The 13,903-nt window shown below is 71.6% G+C and carries 13 protein-coding genes and 1 tRNA gene; 7 read left to right on the top strand and 7 right to left on the bottom strand.

Going from position 1 to position 13,903, the window contains the following annotated elements; all coding sequences use genetic code 11:
- The first annotated feature begins 7 nt into the window (after positions 1-7).
- The 3 genes from ACZ4W5_RS12955 to ACZ4W5_RS12945 all read left to right on the top strand — a co-directional run bounded on the left by ACZ4W5_RS12955 (position 8) and on the right by ACZ4W5_RS12945 (position 2,586).
- Positions 8-925, top strand: a complete 918-nt coding sequence (locus ACZ4W5_RS12955; protein WP_360242610.1) for an ABC transporter ATP-binding protein — start codon at positions 8-10, stop codon at positions 923-925.
- On the top strand, positions 922-2,064 hold the full coding sequence (locus tag ACZ4W5_RS12950; RefSeq protein ID WP_465654188.1) for an ABC transporter permease: 1,143 nt from the start codon (positions 922-924) through the stop codon (positions 2,062-2,064). Before ACZ4W5_RS12955 ends, ACZ4W5_RS12950 begins: the two co-directional genes overlap by 4 nt.
- Before the next feature lie 117 nt (positions 2,065-2,181).
- Positions 2,182-2,586, top strand: coding sequence for a globin (locus tag ACZ4W5_RS12945; RefSeq protein ID WP_360242616.1), 405 nt, complete (start codon positions 2,182-2,184; stop codon positions 2,584-2,586).
- A gap of 7 nt (positions 2,587-2,593) precedes the next feature.
- On the opposite strand, the gene ACZ4W5_RS12940 is transcribed toward ACZ4W5_RS12945, so the two are convergent.
- The 5 genes from ACZ4W5_RS12940 to ACZ4W5_RS12920 all read right to left on the bottom strand — a co-directional run bounded on the left by ACZ4W5_RS12940 (position 2,594) and on the right by ACZ4W5_RS12920 (position 8,223).
- The gene (locus ACZ4W5_RS12940; protein WP_360242619.1) at positions 2,594-3,304 is read right to left on the bottom strand and encodes a DUF8185 domain-containing protein; all 711 of its coding nucleotides are present in this window, start codon (positions 3,302-3,304) and stop codon (positions 2,594-2,596) included.
- Positions 3,305-3,343: 39 nt separating this feature from the next.
- Entirely contained in the window at positions 3,344-3,787 is a 444-nt protein-coding gene (locus ACZ4W5_RS12935; protein WP_465654187.1) for an acyl-CoA thioesterase, read from the bottom strand.
- 109 nt (positions 3,788-3,896) lie between these two features.
- On the bottom strand, positions 3,897-5,561 hold the full coding sequence (ettA, locus tag ACZ4W5_RS12930; protein WP_360242625.1) for an energy-dependent translational throttle protein EttA: 1,665 nt from the start codon (positions 5,559-5,561) through the stop codon (positions 3,897-3,899).
- Between the two features lie 294 nt (positions 5,562-5,855).
- Positions 5,856-7,283, bottom strand: a complete 1,428-nt coding sequence (locus tag ACZ4W5_RS12925; protein WP_465654186.1) for a Cys-Gln thioester bond-forming surface protein — start codon at positions 7,281-7,283, stop codon at positions 5,856-5,858.
- Between the two features lie 355 nt (positions 7,284-7,638).
- Positions 7,639-8,223: a single-stranded DNA-binding protein gene (locus ACZ4W5_RS12920; RefSeq protein WP_360242631.1), complete on the bottom strand. Its 585-nt coding sequence runs from the start codon at positions 8,221-8,223 to the stop codon at positions 7,639-7,641.
- Positions 8,224-8,867: 644 nt separating this feature from the next.
- On the opposite strand from ACZ4W5_RS12920, the gene ACZ4W5_RS12915 reads away from it, so the two are divergent.
- A tRNA-Arg gene (locus ACZ4W5_RS12915) sits at positions 8,868-8,943 on the top strand.
- Positions 8,944-9,281: 338 nt separating this feature from the next.
- On the opposite strand, the gene ACZ4W5_RS12910 is transcribed toward ACZ4W5_RS12915, so the two are convergent.
- The gene (locus ACZ4W5_RS12910; protein ID WP_360242634.1) at positions 9,282-9,893 is read right to left on the bottom strand and encodes a TetR/AcrR family transcriptional regulator; all 612 of its coding nucleotides are present in this window, start codon (positions 9,891-9,893) and stop codon (positions 9,282-9,284) included.
- A gap of 132 nt (positions 9,894-10,025) precedes the next feature.
- Here ACZ4W5_RS12910 and ACZ4W5_RS12905 point away from each other — a divergent pair, with 132 nt between their 5' ends.
- The gene (locus ACZ4W5_RS12905) at positions 10,026-10,577 is read left to right on the top strand and encodes a GNAT family N-acetyltransferase (protein WP_360242637.1); all 552 of its coding nucleotides are present in this window, start codon (positions 10,026-10,028) and stop codon (positions 10,575-10,577) included.
- Positions 10,578-10,684: 107 nt separating this feature from the next.
- Here ACZ4W5_RS12905 and ACZ4W5_RS12900 read toward each other — a convergent pair whose 3' ends face one another.
- Positions 10,685-11,626, bottom strand: a complete 942-nt coding sequence (locus ACZ4W5_RS12900; protein ID WP_465654185.1) for a hypothetical protein — start codon at positions 11,624-11,626, stop codon at positions 10,685-10,687.
- A gap of 467 nt (positions 11,627-12,093) precedes the next feature.
- Here ACZ4W5_RS12900 and ACZ4W5_RS12895 point away from each other — a divergent pair, with 467 nt between their 5' ends.
- Both ACZ4W5_RS12895 and ACZ4W5_RS12890 read left to right on the top strand, forming a co-directional pair.
- Positions 12,094-12,798, top strand: coding sequence for a DUF4232 domain-containing protein (locus ACZ4W5_RS12895; RefSeq protein ID WP_465654184.1), 705 nt, complete (start codon positions 12,094-12,096; stop codon positions 12,796-12,798).
- Positions 12,799-12,939: 141 nt separating this feature from the next.
- Positions 12,940-13,842, top strand: coding sequence for a hypothetical protein (locus tag ACZ4W5_RS12890; RefSeq protein ID WP_465654183.1), 903 nt, complete (start codon positions 12,940-12,942; stop codon positions 13,840-13,842).
- Positions 13,843-13,903 lie beyond the last annotated feature (61 nt).

The following is a 13,903-nucleotide window of genomic DNA, read 5'->3' as shown; positions in this document are numbered from 1 at the left end:
TGGCTTCATGACTGCTGCTATATCCGCTGACGGCATCCGCCAGCGGTACGGGGATGTGCAGGCCGTCGACGGGGTGTCGCTCACCGTCGAGGCCGGCGAGTTCTACGGGATCCTCGGTCCCAACGGGGCCGGGAAGACCACCACCATGGAGATCCTGGAAGGGGTCCGCAAGCCCGACGAGGGCCGGGTCGAGCTGCTGGGGATGGCCCCCTGGCCGCGCAACCCGAAGCTGCTGCCGCGCATCGGCGTGCAGTTCCAGGCCTCCGCCTTCTTCCGGAAGCTGACCGCCCGGGAGACGATCCACACCTTCGCGTCGTTCTACGGGGTCGGCCCCAAGCGGGCCGATGCGATGCTGGAGCGGGTCGGACTCTCGGACAAGGCGGCGACCCTCACCGACCAGATGTCCGGCGGCCAGGCCCAGCGCCTGTCGATCGCCTGCGCCCTGGCGCACGACCCGGAGCTCGTCTTCCTGGACGAGCCCACCGCCGGCCTCGACCCGCAGGCCCGCCGCAACCTCTGGGACCTGCTGCGGGACATCAACGCCGAGGGCCGCACCGTCGTCCTGACCACCCACTACCTGGACGAGGCCGAGGTGCTCTGCGACCGGGTCTCGATCATGGACCACGGCAAGGTCCTGCACACCGGCGCCCCGGCGGCGCTGATCCGCGAGATCGACGACACCGTCCGGATCAGCGTGGCCTCCGGCCAGCTGCCGGTCGAGCGGGCCCGCGAGCTGCTGGCCGCGGCCGGCGCCGACATCGCCCAGCTGGAGGACGACACCGTCTCGCTCTCCGTCTCCACCCGCCTTCCCGCCCCGGTGCTCAGCGTCCTCGCCGAGCAGAACGCGCTGCGCGGCCTCGAAGTGCGCGGCGCCACCCTGGAGGACGTCTTCCTCCAGCTGACCGGACGGGAGTTCCGCGCATGACCAGCACCTCCACCGAGCCGAAGGTCCCCGCCCAGCGCGGCGGTTCGGCCGGCTCCGCCGACGAGCGGGAGCGGGTCAGCGCGTTCTGGAGCCTGTCCCGCGCGATGCTGCTCGGGATGAAGCGCGACCGCACCGCGACCTTCTTCATCCTGCTGTTCCCGCTGGTCTTCCTGGTCTTCTTCGGCTCCGTCTCCAAGGGCTCCTCCAGCCCGCACGCCAAGGTCGCCCAGGTCGGCGCGGTCAAGCTGTTCGACTCGATCCAGGGCGACCAGCGGGCCGGCCTGGACAAGGTCCTCAGCATCACCAGGACCGACGACGAGGCCGGCACGCTGGAGAAGGTCCGCAAGGGCGACTTCGACGCGATGATCGAGCAGGGCCCGGACGGCAAGGTGGAGCTGCGCTACACCGCCGCCGACCAGGTCAAGGCCGGCGCGGTCCAGGGCATCCTCAACTCGATCGTCCAGAGCGCCAACCAGGCCGCCACCCACCAGCCGGCCGCCTACGTGCTGGACTCCCAGCAGGTCGAGGACCAGTCGCTCAAGCCGATCCAGTTCCTCACCCCCGGCCTGCTCGGCTGGGCCGTCGCCACCGGCGCGGTCTTCGGCGCCTCGCTGACCCTGGTCGGCTGGCGCAAGTCCAAGGTGCTGCGGCGCCTGCGACTGGCCCCGGTCAGCGCCGGCGCGGTGGTCAGCTCCCGGATCGTGGTCTCGCTGGTGACCGCCTTCCTCCAGACCACCGCCTTCCTGATCGTCGCAACGAGCTTCTTCGGGCTCAAGCTCACCGGCAACTGGTGGCTGATCCTGCCGCTGGTGGGCTGCGCGACGCTCGCCTTCATGTCGATCGGCCTGCTGGCCGGTTCGGTCGCCAGGACCGAGGAGGCCGCGAACGGCATCTCGCAGCTCATCGTGCTGCCGATGTCCTTCCTGTCCGGCTCGTTCTTCCCGCTGGACGGCGCCCCGGGCTGGTTGAGGACCGTCTCCCAGGTCATGCCGCTCAAGCACCTGGTGTCGGCCGCCCAGTCGGTGCTGACCCGCGGCGGCGGCGTCATGGACGCCCTGCCCGCCATGGGCGGACTGCTGCTCTTCGCGGCCGTGTTCACCGGCATCGCCTGGAAGCTGTTCAAGTGGGAGGACGCGTAGCCGTCGCCGGACGTCACTGAACGTCGGTGAACGTCGGTGAACGTCGTTGAACCCCGACGCGGTCGTACGCCTTTGGTCCCGGTGTACGACCCCGTCGGCGTCTGCGACCATGGTCGGGTGACAGAGATCGGACGAGGCACGTTCAGCGAGGAGACCTTCTTCGAGCAGGTCGGCGGAGAGGCCACCTTCCGGCGCCTGACCCGCCGCTTCTACGAGGGCATCGCCGAGGACGAGTTGCTGCGGCCGATGTACCCCGAGGAGGACCTCGGCCCGGCCGAGGAGCGGATGGCGCTGTTCCTGATGCAGTACTGGGGCGGCCCGCGCACCTACAGCGACCGGCGCGGTCACCCGCGGCTGCGGATGCGGCACGCCCCGTTCAAGGTCGACAAGGCCGCCCACGACGCCTGGCTCACCCACATGCGGGCCGCCGTGGCGAGCCTGGAACTGCCCGCCGAGCACGAGCGGCAACTGCTGGACTACCTCACCTACGCCGCCGCCTCGATGATCAACACCCCGGGCTGAGCGGTCGCTAGCGCAGCGGGCTGAGGCCCAGCCCCGCGCCCGGCGCCGCCGCGGTCCGTACCACCACCGAGCCCACTGGGGAGCTCAACCGCAGCCAGCCGCCCGCCCGGTGCACCGAGAGCGGCGCCTCGGGGCTCAGGAAACCGATCCGGTACGAGGCGTGCACGGCGCGCAGCGGAAGCTCCGGCAGCACCGAGACCGGGCGGGACCACACCTCGTCCGCCAACCGGTCCAGCACCGCGCGGGTGCGGTGGTGCGCCGGGACGGCCTCACTGCGCTCGCGGAACTCCCGCACCGCCGCCATCAGTTCGCGGCACACCTCGGCCGCCGGCGGGGTCCCGACCGGCCGCCAGCCGACCCGCGGCGGCAGCAGCCCGGCCCAGGCCGGACCGGTCACCGGCGCGGGCAGCGCGACGGCGCCCGAGTCGGCGTCCACGCCGTCCAGCAACTGGCCCGCGGACACAGTCAGGTCCACCGGCTCGTCCAGGCCGTCCAGCCGGGCGGTGCGGATCGCCAGCACGCCGGACTCGCCCAGCGGCAGCCGTCCGAAGACCGCCAGCACGCCGTCCGCCGACAGCACGCCGTCCGCCGCGGCCGGGTCGACCGCCTGCAGCCGCACGGCCGCCGCCTTGTCGAAGCGCAGCAGGCGCAGCAGGAAGGCGGAGAGGTCGGCGGCCTCACCGGTGTCGGTCAGGGCGAGGCGGGCGGTGACGGTCAACGCTGCTCAGCTCGAATCGGTTCGGAGGTCCAGGGACTTTCAGACTGCCGCGCCGACCGGGGCCTCGTCCATGAACCGGGAGAGGAACTCCCGCTCCACCGGCGAGATCCGGCGCGGCCGGCCCGCGGCCAGGTCGTAGGGCACCACCACGGTGGAGGCCCGGACGTACACCGTCTCGGAGCCGTCCTCGTGGACGTCCTTGATGTCGTAGGAGACGGTCAGCGAGGCGCCGCCGATGTGCGTCACCCGGGTCTCCACGGTGACCGGCTCCGGCCGGTGCACCAGCGGGCGCTTGTAGTCGATCTCGTGGCGGGCCACCACCGAGCCGCCCGCGAACTCCCCGGCGCCGGCCTCGGCGGCCTGGGTGAACATGAAGTCGATCCGGGCCTCCTCCAGGTAGCGCAGGAAGACCACGTTGTTGACGTGGCCGAAGGCGTCCATGTCGGACCAGCGCAGCGGGCAGGCGTAGATGTGGCGAGCCACGGGTGTTCTCCTCGGTGTCCGGTCGCCCGCCGCCGAACCTCGGTGACGGGCCGCGGCCCGGCAGGCCGCCCCGGGGGGCAGTCTGCCGGGCCGTTGTGACAGCTGGGTGTCAGCCTCGGGTCAGCTTCTTGTACGTGGCCCGGTGCGGACGGGCGGCGTCGGCGCCCAGTCGCTCGATCTTGTTCTTCTCGTACGACTCGAAGTTGCCCTCGAACCAGAACCACTTGCTCTCGCCCTCGTAGGCGAGGATGTGGGTGGCCACTCGGTCCAGGAACCAGCGGTCGTGGGAGATGACCACGGCGCAGCCGGGGAACTCCAGCAGGGCGTTCTCCAGCGAGGAGAGCGTCTCGACGTCGAGGTCGTTGGTGGGCTCGTCGAGGAGCAGCAGGTTGCCGCCCTGCTTGAGGGTGAGCGCCAGGTTCAGGCGGTTGCGCTCACCACCGGAGAGCACGCCGGCCGGCTTCTGCTGGTCCGGGCCCTTGAAGCCGAAGGCCGACACGTAGGCGCGGGACGGCATCTCGACCTGGCCGACGTTGATCCAGTCCAGACCGTCGGAGACGACCTCCCAGAGGGTCTTCTTCGGGTCGATGTTGGAGCGGGTCTGGTCGACGTAGCTGATCTTGACGGTGTCGCCGACCTTGACCGTGCCGCTGTCCGGGGTCTCCAGGTCCTGGAGCATCTTGAACAGGGTGGTCTTGCCGGCGCCGTTCGGGCCGATGATGCCGACGATGCCGTTGCGCGGCAGGGTGAAGCTGAGGTCGTCGATCAGGATCTTCTCGCCGAAGGCCTTGTTGAGGTTCTCGACCTCGATGACGACGTTGCCCAGGCGCGGGCCCGGCGGGATCTGGATCTCCTCGAAGTCCAGCTTCCGCATCTTGTCGGCCTCGGCCGCCATCTCCTCGTAACGGGCGAGGCGGGCCTTGGACTTGGCCTGGCGGCCCTTGGCGTTGGAGCGGACCCACTCCAGCTCTTCCTTGAGCCGCTTGGCGCGCTTGGCGTCCTTCTGGCCCTCGACCTTGAGACGGGACTGCTTGGTCTCCAGGTAGGTGGAGTAGTTGCCCTCGTACGGGTAGGCGCGGCCGCGGTCGAGCTCCAGGATCCACTGGGCGACGTTGTCCAGGAAGTACCGGTCGTGGGTGACGGCCACGACGGTGCCCTTGTACTTCTCCAGGTGCTGCTCCAGCCAGTTCACCGACTCGGCGTCCAGGTGGTTGGTGGGCTCGTCGAGCAGCAGCAGGTCGGGGGCCTCCAGCAGCAGCTTGCAGAGCGCCACGCGGCGCTTCTCGCCACCGGAGAGCTTGGTGACCGGCCAGTCGCCGGGCGGGCAGCCCAGGGCGTCCATGGCCTGCTCCAGCTGGGCGTCCAGGTCCCAGGCCTCGGCGTGGTCCAGCTCCTCCTGGAGCTTGCCCATCTCGTCGAGCAGCGCGTCCGAGTAGTCGGTCGCCATCAGCTCGGCGATCTCGTTGAAGCGGTCGAGCTTGCCCTTGATCTCCTTGACGCCGTCCTGGACGTTCTCCAGGACCGTCTTGGTCTCGTCGAGCGGGGGCTCCTGGAGGAGCATGCCGACGGTGTAGCCGGGCGAGAGGAAGGCGTCGCCGTTGGAGGGGTGCTCCAGGCCGGCCATCATCTTCAGCACGGTGGACTTACCGGCACCGTTGGGGCCCACGACGCCGATCTTCGCCCCGGGGAGGAAGCTGAGCGTCACGTCGTCAAGGATGACCTTGTCTCCGTGCGCCTTGCGCACCTTGCGCATCGTGTAGATGTATTCCGCCACGTGAGATCGCTCCGGCGTCGTCGGGAGTATTCGTCTTGCAGCGTTCCATTGTGCCGCACCCGGCCGGGAGCCCCGAACCGCCGGGGTGACCCCACCGGGGTATCCGTCGCACCGGGGTGTCCGTACCGGTGCGGCGGATACCGGGGTGGCCGTACCGGGCCGGGGCCGGGAAGCGCGAAGGCCCGGGTCCCCGCTGCTGGTGCGGGGAGCCGGGCCGGGTTCCGCTCGTTCAGGGCTCCGGGAGGTCAGCGCCTCCCGGAGCACCGCTCAGGCGGTTCGCACGGTTCAGTCGGTTCAGGCGGTGGTGCGACCGTGACGGCCGCGGCGGCGCAGGACGAAGACCGCGGCGCCACCGGCCACGACCAGGCCACCGGCGACGGCGGCGAGGATCGGGGTGGAGTCATTGGCACCGGTCTGGGCCAGGCCACCGGTGCCCGGGGCGGCGCTGGTGGTCGACGGGGCCGGCTGGGCGGCACCGGAGCTCGGGGTGCTCGACGGGGTGGCGGTGGTGGTGCCGGTGGCGGCCGGAGTGGTCGGGGCGCCGGTCGGGGTCACGCCGGTCTTGCAGTCGAGGACACCGGAGAACTTCTTGGAGAAGCCGTTCGGGCCGGTGACGGTGATGTCGTACTTGGTCTTCTCGGCGACCTTGACCAGCACGGTCTCGGTCTTGCCGGGCTGCACGGTGATCTTCTGGCCCGGCTGCACGGTCACCTCGGCCGGCTGGTCACCGGTGTTGGTGACGGAGACGCGCACACCGCCGTTGGCGCACTCCTCCTTGGCGGAGCTGTCGACGATCGGGCCCTGGGCCTGCTTCCAGGTGGCCTGGCCCGCGGCCGCGGCGCTGAGCTTCTTGGAGCCGGCCAGGATCATGGTCTGGCTGTGCTTGCCCTGGTCGTCCAGGCCGCTCATGAAGACCCGGCCGCTGAGGACGGTGGTGTCGGCGGTGGCCTTGAGCACGGCCTTGCCGTCCGGGGTGCCGCCGGGGACGTCCAGGAACAGCTGGGTGTCCTTGGCGACCGGGCCGGCCAGCGTGCCGTTGACCTGCTTGCCGTCCTTGTCCAGCACCTTGATCTTGTCGGCGGCGTCGCCGGAGACCGCGAGCTTGACCTCGTTGGCGCTGGTGTTCAGCACGAACGGGCCGAGCTTGGCGCCCGACTTGCCGGAGACGGAGTCCGGGGTGAGGGTCAGCGAGGGCTTCGGCTCGGCCGCGACGCCCTTGTTGGCGTCGCCCGTCAGGTAGTCGCGCAGCTTCTTGGCGTGCTCGTTGCGCGGGGTCGCGGTCTTGTCGTCCGAGAACTTCCAGATCGCGGACTGGGTACCCGCCGCGGCGTCCTTCTCCGAGAGCTCGTTGTCGCCGATCGCCTTGCGCAGGGCGTCGATCGGCACCTGCGGGTACGAGTTCTCCAGGATCCAGCGGATCTTGGGGGCGTTCGCGTTGCCGTTGAGGGAGCTCGCGGACCAGTCGGCCTCGTGGTACTTGGCCTTGCTGTCCAGGTACACCGGGTTGTCGAAGTCGATGCAGTAGGTCTGCAGCAGCTCGCCGGAGGTCGTCTTGAGGGTGAACAGGCCCGCGTCGACGCTCTCCTTGCCCTTGACGTCGACCCGCTCGCCGAACATCTCCGGCTGGACGATCGCGGTCACGCCCGAGGCCGGGGTGTCGGCCGCGACCGCCGCACCGGCCGCGAACAGGCCTCCGCCCAGTGCAACGCTGGTCGTGAGCATGACAGTGGTTATGCGGGACAGACTCCGCCCCTGCCGCTTGAACATCTGGGATCCCTCCGGAGCGGGCTTGCACCGAGTGGGCAGCCCGCCGACTTGCCGTGCCGCGCGTGCCCCCTGTGGCACTGCTGCGGGTGTGAACCAAGTGAATCCTATTGAGCCCCGGAGGCCCCGAAACCCCCATGCGAAATCAGGACGATTCCGTATCTGGATCGTTATCAACCCCCTCAGGTTCCACACAAGCTGACGCAGCGACAGAATCTCCGCGCGACTTTCCGTTATCCGGACGAGATTGCGCGTGCGGGCGCAACAACGTTCTCGATCAACATATTTGTCGACAGGGAAGGTCACCGACCCGTCAGCCCAGCAGCGCCCGGTCTTCACCTCCCCGCTCCCCCTCGGACACCTCGCCCTGCTGCCCCGTCAGCACCCGCGCACCCGGCGGCGGCTCCGGCCGGGCGGGCGCCGCGGCCACCGCCGAAGCCCGGCGCGACTCCAGCGCGTCGGCGATCCACCCGGGCACCGACTCGCCCGCGGGCTTCGCGCCGGGTGGCCCCGCCGCGCCCGCCGGCTGCCCGCGCACGCCCGCCGCCCAACGGAACGCCGTGGTACCCCGGGTGAGGTCGTGTCCGATCGACCGGGCGTCGATCTCGGCCCGGCTGCGCTTCACCTCCCCTTCCGTCCACTCCCGCACCCGCAGCCGACCCGTCACCAGCACCGGCTCGCCCTTGGCCAGCGAGCCGATCAGGTTCACCGCGAGCGCCCGCCAGGCCGTCACCCTCAGCCACTGCGTCTCGCCGTCCGCCCAGCAGGCCCGCTCGCGGTCGTACCGCCGCTCGGTGCAGCCGAGGAGGAAGTTCGCCATCGGCACCCCGCCGGCGGTTTCCCCGTAGCTCACCTCGGTCGCGACATTGCCCACCACCGTCACCTGAACCTCGTTCACAGCGCACTCTCCGTTCTCGCCGACGCACCGTACGGAATCGAGCGGTGCGAGTTCAGAGTGCGTCCCGGAAGAAATCACGACCACCCGGTTCGGAAATCCTGTGGACAACTAGTAGGCCGATCGGCAGGGTGAAAAACGGCCGTCACTCACAGGGGTGAATTTCGGCCTTCGTACACCGCTCGGGTAGCATCTCTTCGCGCTCATGACAACAAACGGGCAGATCGCGGCCGCCTCCGCGACGCGGCGGAACACCCGGGCCGGGCCGTCCGCGCACGTCATCACGCCGGAGCGAGCCGAATAGGAGCCCCCACCCGCACCGGCGGCGGGACATTCTCCGTGTCGAATCCATAACGGGTGGGGAGGCAGCCCCGTAACGACTGCACAACGTCCGGCCCGGAACAGTGCCAGACCGCTGCACACACGGTCTCCACCTGCGATTATCGGACCGCTCCACCGAACCGACACACCAACGACGGTGTCGTCACACCGGCCGAGGAACTGGACACCCTTATCCTGTCCCCGACAGGGCGAGGGCCCACCAACCCCCACCCCCACCCTCAGGTACGGGGCCGGACAACGCGCGCGCCCAGCGCTCGTCGCCCGATCCCGGCCACGGTCACGCCCGCCAGGGCGCCGTCCGTCCCGCCCCCATAGCTCAGCGGATAGAGCACCCGCCTTCTAAGCGGTAGGTCGCAGGTTCGAATCCTGCTGGGGGCGCCACCTGCGAATTTCCGCAGGCCATCGCGCCCGTGCGTACTTTCCGTGGCCGTTTATCACCTCCGGGTAATCCAGCACCCACCGCGCATAACCCGTGACAATGCGTGTCATGGCCGCCACGAAAGCCGGTTGGGTGGAAAACCGGAATTCCGGGCGAATCCCCCACCCTTGAACGAAACAGCCGCCCGAACGGCCGACCGGCGAAATCCGACAAAAGCCGGACAGAGACGCCCGGGACGCCGCTGTCCGCGCAGCCGGAACCCGGCCCACGGCCGAACTGCCGCGAGCCCACGGCCGAACTGACGCGGGCCTCCGCTCGAACTTCCGCCGGCCAGGACGGACTAACCGGCCAGCCCCGCCAGATAGGCGTCGAGCAGCGCGATCTGCCGTTCCGCCGGGAACTCCGCCGGGGCGAACAGCGACTGCACCACCAGCCCCAGCACGAAGGCCTGCGCACCCGCCGCGAGCCCGGCGGGATCGGCGCCGGCCGGGAGCTCGCCGAGCCGCTGGGCGTCCGCCACGTGCGCCGTGAGCGCCACCCGCGACCGGGCGTAGCGCCCGGCGTGCGCAGCCGCCAGCTCCGGGTCCGCCAGGGCGACGTCCCAGGAGCTGACCCAGATCCGGTTGCCGGACTCGGTGGCCTCGTCCAGGGGCAGCACGTCGAGCAGCGCGGCCCGCAGTCGGGCCAGCCCCTCGGGCGGCGGCGGGGTGCCGTCGGCGGGGGCCAGCCGCCGGGGCCGGGCGGCGGAGCGGCGGTCGAGCTCCTCCAGGGCGTGGCTCAGCAGCGCCCGCTTGTTCGGGAAGTAGTGCGTCAGCAGCCCGGTGGAGGCGCCCAGTTCGGCCGCCACCGCGCGCAGCGTCAGCCCCTCGAAACCCTTGGCGGAGAGCACCCGCCACACCCCCTCGGAGACTTCCGAGCGGCGGGCGTCATGGTCTCCACGGGCTGGCGTCATGGGGGCTATCGTACATACCAAACGTTTGTTATGAATGATCCGAACAGCCCACCGCACAGCCACCACACGCCCACCGCACACCCGTCGCACACCCGCCCCCACACCCGTCGCACCACCCCGAGAGGCCCGCCCGTGTTTTCCGTCCCGCTCGCCGAGAACGCCGAACTGCGCCCGCTGGAGCCCTGGCAGGCCCCCGAGTTCCTGGCCCACATCGACCGCGCCCGCGCCCACACCGACCCGTGGATCCCGTGGGCCACCCGCACCACCGACCTGGACTCGGCCCGCGCCACCCTGCAGCGCTACGCCGACGGCCAGGCCGCCGACTCCAGCCGGATCTACGGCATCTGGCGCGACGGCACGCTGGTCGGCGGCGTGATGTTCGTGCACTTCGACACCAGGAGCGGCAACTGCGAGATCGGCGCCTGGACCGAGCCGGCCGGCGAGGGCGGCGGGCTGATCACCGCCGCCGTCCGCCGGCTGCTCGACTACGCCTTCACCACCCGCGGCCTGCACCGCGCCGAATGGTGGTGCTCGGCCGCCAACGCCCGCAGCCGGGCGGTGGCCCAGCGGGTCGGGATGCAGCGGGAGGGCGTGCTGCGGGAGTGGTTCCTGCACAACGGCGTCCGCCACGACAAGGAGATCTGGGCGATCCTGGCCTCGGAGCACACTGCCACCGAGGCCTGACGGCCGCGCGGCCCTCCTCGGCGCCCGGTACGGGAAAGCCGCAGCGGGGGGGGGGGGGGGAGGGAAGGACGGAACCCCTTCGGCCCCCACAGCTCACCGGGCGGCCGTCAGCCGTGCGTCACGCACTTGTTGGCGCTGTTGGACCACAGGCCCTGGAGGTCGAAGGTGCCGGTGCTCAGGGTGACGTAGGCGTCGAGGTTCTGGCACGCGTCGCCGATCTCACCGCCGCCGCCGTTCCAGCCGATGCTGGGCCAGAAGTCGGTGACCGTCTCCGCGTACTCGTGGGTCTCGGTGGACTCGATGCCGGAGAGCAGCCGGCCGTCGGTGAAGGTGGTGCAGGCGCCCGCCCCGTTGTCGGGGATGTACGGCAGGTTGGTGTACGCCAGGGTGCCGTAGGAGCTGCTGGTCTTGTCGTGCCAGGCGCAGAAGCCGGAGTTGGGGAAGCCGTCCGGGTGGGTGCCGGTGGGGGACACCACCACGTACTGGGCGTTGAGGTTGGGCGCCTGGGTGGTGTTGCCGAAGTGGGCGGCGGCCTTGCCGGCCTCGGCGGCGATCTGGGCGGCGGTGGCGTTGGCCGGGGTGGCGGCGGCGTTGTCGAACCAGACTCCGGCCAGGGGGGAGGAGGCCGGGTGCTGGACGTGGGTGCCCTTGGTGCCGCAGGTGGTGGTGCCCTTGGCGACGCCCTCGCAGTACTGGCTGAGGATGGTGCCCCAGGTGTCCTGGCTGCCGTAGAGGCCCTTGAACATGTTCTGCATGTCGGGCGCGACCCCGGCCGGGTCGGAGGACCACTGGGAGCCCCAGAACACCAGGTACACCTTGGGGGTGGGGGAGACCACGCCCTGGGTGGCGGAGGAGCGGACCGAGAGGGTGTTGCCGGAGGTCGCGGTCGGGCTCTTGGTGGTGGTGCCGGGGTGGAGCGGCTTGGCTCCGAAGTGGGCGGCGGCCGGGGCGGCTTGTGCCTCGGCGCCGGCGGCCAGGGTGGTGGTGCCGAAGGCGGCCAGGGCCAGTGCCGTGAGGGTGTGGGCGGCGGCCTTGAGGGGGGTGCGCATGCGTCTGCTCCCGAGTGTGAGGGTGTGGGAGGTTCGTCCGTACGGGCCTGCGGGACTACGGGCCTGTGGGCCCGCGGGCCGGGTCCGGACACCACATCAACTCGGCCGTCCGTCCGTCCAGATGGTGGGCGCGCGGGCGGGGAACCCTTTGCCGTGCTCATACCAAGTCCTTGTCGCGGCGGCGGCGGGGGTGGGACGGCGGCGGAGCACCGCCTCCGCCACCGGCACCTACCCCGAACTCCTGCACGGCCACCCGGACTTCCGCCAGCTGGCGGGCCACCACCGGTCGGGCTGACCGATCATCACCGGGCGGGTGTTGTCAACCGGCCCGTCCCCGAACGGGTGTCACAGTCCCGTCCCTGTCATGTCCTGGTGATTGTGACGCCGGGTGTGCCACCGAATCCGGTGGGCCGACGTCCTGTGAAGTGTTCGAGGCAGTCAGCACACACCGTCATCGGGGAGCCGCCATGTCCGTCCGTCACCGTCGTCCGCTGCTCGTCGCCACCGTTCTCGCCGGCGCGGGGCTGGCGTTGACCGCCTGCGGGCCCGACAACACCGACCCGGCCGCCGGGCCGGCGCCCTCCGCGAGCAGCACGGTGGCCGCGAAGCCGACGGCGGGCGGTGCGGCCACGGCGGGCGCGCCGACCACGGGCACGGGCTCGCGCCCGGCCACGCACGCGCCGTCCGGCGGCAGCACCAAGTCCGGATCCGGGTCCGCGGCCGGTGGCCCGTGCGACGTCCAGCACCTCTCGATCCACGTGTCGGCCCGCTCCGGGGCGCCCAGCCAGCGGGTGATCGAGGTGCAGAACACCGGCGGGAGCTCCTGCACCCTCAGCTCCTCCCCGGGCGTCGACCTCGGCAATGCCACCGCGCGCGACCGGAGCAAGAACATCAAGCCGATCCTCGCCAGCGGGACCACGCGGTTCACCGTCGCGGCGGGCCAGAAGGCCTACGCGGTGATCGACCTCGACCCGAGCGGCGCCACCACCGGTACCGCCCCCGGCATCGACGAGCTCAACGTGCTGGCCGACGACGAGGGCACCAACATGCCCCTGTCGAGCACCCAGAACTTCCCGCTCGGCGCCGGCGCCAAGGTGCTGGAGCCCAGGATGAGCATCTACCGGGGCACCGTGGCGGAGGCCGTCACCTCCATGACCGCCGCCCCCAACTGAGCGGGACCTGGAGTGCCGGCCGGGGCAGGCCGGGCTCCGACCCTCGAATCGAGGGTCGCCTGACCTGCGGGAACGGCTGGATCGCCGGGCCGAGCCCGGGATCTGGGCGTGTCGGGCGGGCGGACGGGGTACCCGAAGTGCATGGCAGTCTTCCGAAAGCCGGGGCGCTTCAAGCGGGCGGGCCGTTCCGGTCCGGCGCGTCCCGAGCCTGTTTCCCGGTCCGGATCCGGTCCGGAGGGGGGTCTGGCCGAGGGCCTCGCCGAGCTGGTGGAGGAGGCCGAGCGGCCCACCGGGGCCTGGCAGGTCGCCGAGTACCACGCGGAGCGCGGGCGGGGGCGGGCGCTGGTGGCGGGCGTGGCGGGGCGGCTGGGCAGCGGGGGACGGCTGGCGGCCCGCGGCGCGGCGCTCGGCGGCAAGGCGCTGGCCGAGCAGCTGGTGCGCACGGCGCCACGGATCCCGGTCCGCGACCTCGCGACCCTGCGCTCCCAGCACCCGGACGCGGCCGACCCCGAGCAGCTGGCCGATCTGCTGGTGTCCGGTGCCACCCGGGCCTCCGCCGCCCTCGGCGCGGGCGTCGGGGCCGCGGCCATGCTGCCGGTGCCGCCCGCGATGCCGCTGGAGATCGCGGCCGAGACGCTGGCGGTGGCAGCCGTGGAGGTGAAGCTGATCGCTGAGCTGCACGAGGTCTACGGCGTCCCGGCGCCGGGCAGTGCCACCCAGCGGGCCGGGGCCTACCTGGGGGCCTGGGCGAACCGCCGGGGGATCGACGCGATGCTGCTGACCCGCCCGGCGGGCTTCGCGGCGCTGGCCCTGGGCGCGGAGGTGCGCCAGCAGGTGCGGCGCCGGCTCACCCGCAGTTGGGTGCGCCGGATGCCGTCCGTGACCCCGCTGCTGCTGGGCGCGGGCATCGGCGCGACGGTCAACCGGCGGGACACCCGGCGGCTGGCCGGGCAGGTCCGGGACGACCTGCGGTCGCGGCCGCCGACGGACCGCGGGTACTGGGCGGCGGCCGGGCCGGCGGTCGAGGGCGAGGTCCTTCCGTGACCCCTCGCCCGGCACAGGCCGAGCGCCCTCGCCGGGCATAGGCCGAGCGCCCTCGCCCGGG

It is taken from the genome of Kitasatospora sp. NPDC029367, assembly GCF_055569135.1.
The sequence above is the reverse complement of the archived record's forward strand: the minus strand, read 5'-3'. Positions and strand labels throughout refer to the sequence as shown.

What these genes read in the sequence shown, in the direction of transcription:
- ACZ4W5_RS12955 (WP_360242610.1), top strand. Translation starts at nt 8, where the DNA reads ATGACTGCTGCTATATCCGCTGACGGCATCCGCCAGCGGTACGGGGAT.
- ACZ4W5_RS12950 (WP_465654188.1), top strand. Translation starts at nt 922, where the DNA reads ATGACCAGCACCTCCACCGAGCCGAAGGTCCCCGCCCAGCGCGGCGGT.
- ACZ4W5_RS12925 (WP_465654186.1), bottom strand. Translation starts at nt 7,283, where the DNA reads ATGCTCACGACCAGCGTTGCACTGGGCGGAGGCCTGTTCGCGGCCGGT.
- ACZ4W5_RS12910 (WP_360242634.1), bottom strand. Translation starts at nt 9,893, where the DNA reads ATGACGCCAGCCCGTGGAGACCATGACGCCCGCCGCTCGGAAGTCTCC.
- ACZ4W5_RS12900 (WP_465654185.1), bottom strand. Translation starts at nt 11,626, where the DNA reads ATGCGCACCCCCCTCAAGGCCGCCGCCCACACCCTCACGGCACTGGCC.
- ACZ4W5_RS12895 (WP_465654184.1), top strand. Translation starts at nt 12,094, where the DNA reads ATGTCCGTCCGTCACCGTCGTCCGCTGCTCGTCGCCACCGTTCTCGCC.
- ACZ4W5_RS12890 (WP_465654183.1), top strand. Translation starts at nt 12,940, where the DNA reads ATGGCAGTCTTCCGAAAGCCGGGGCGCTTCAAGCGGGCGGGCCGTTCC.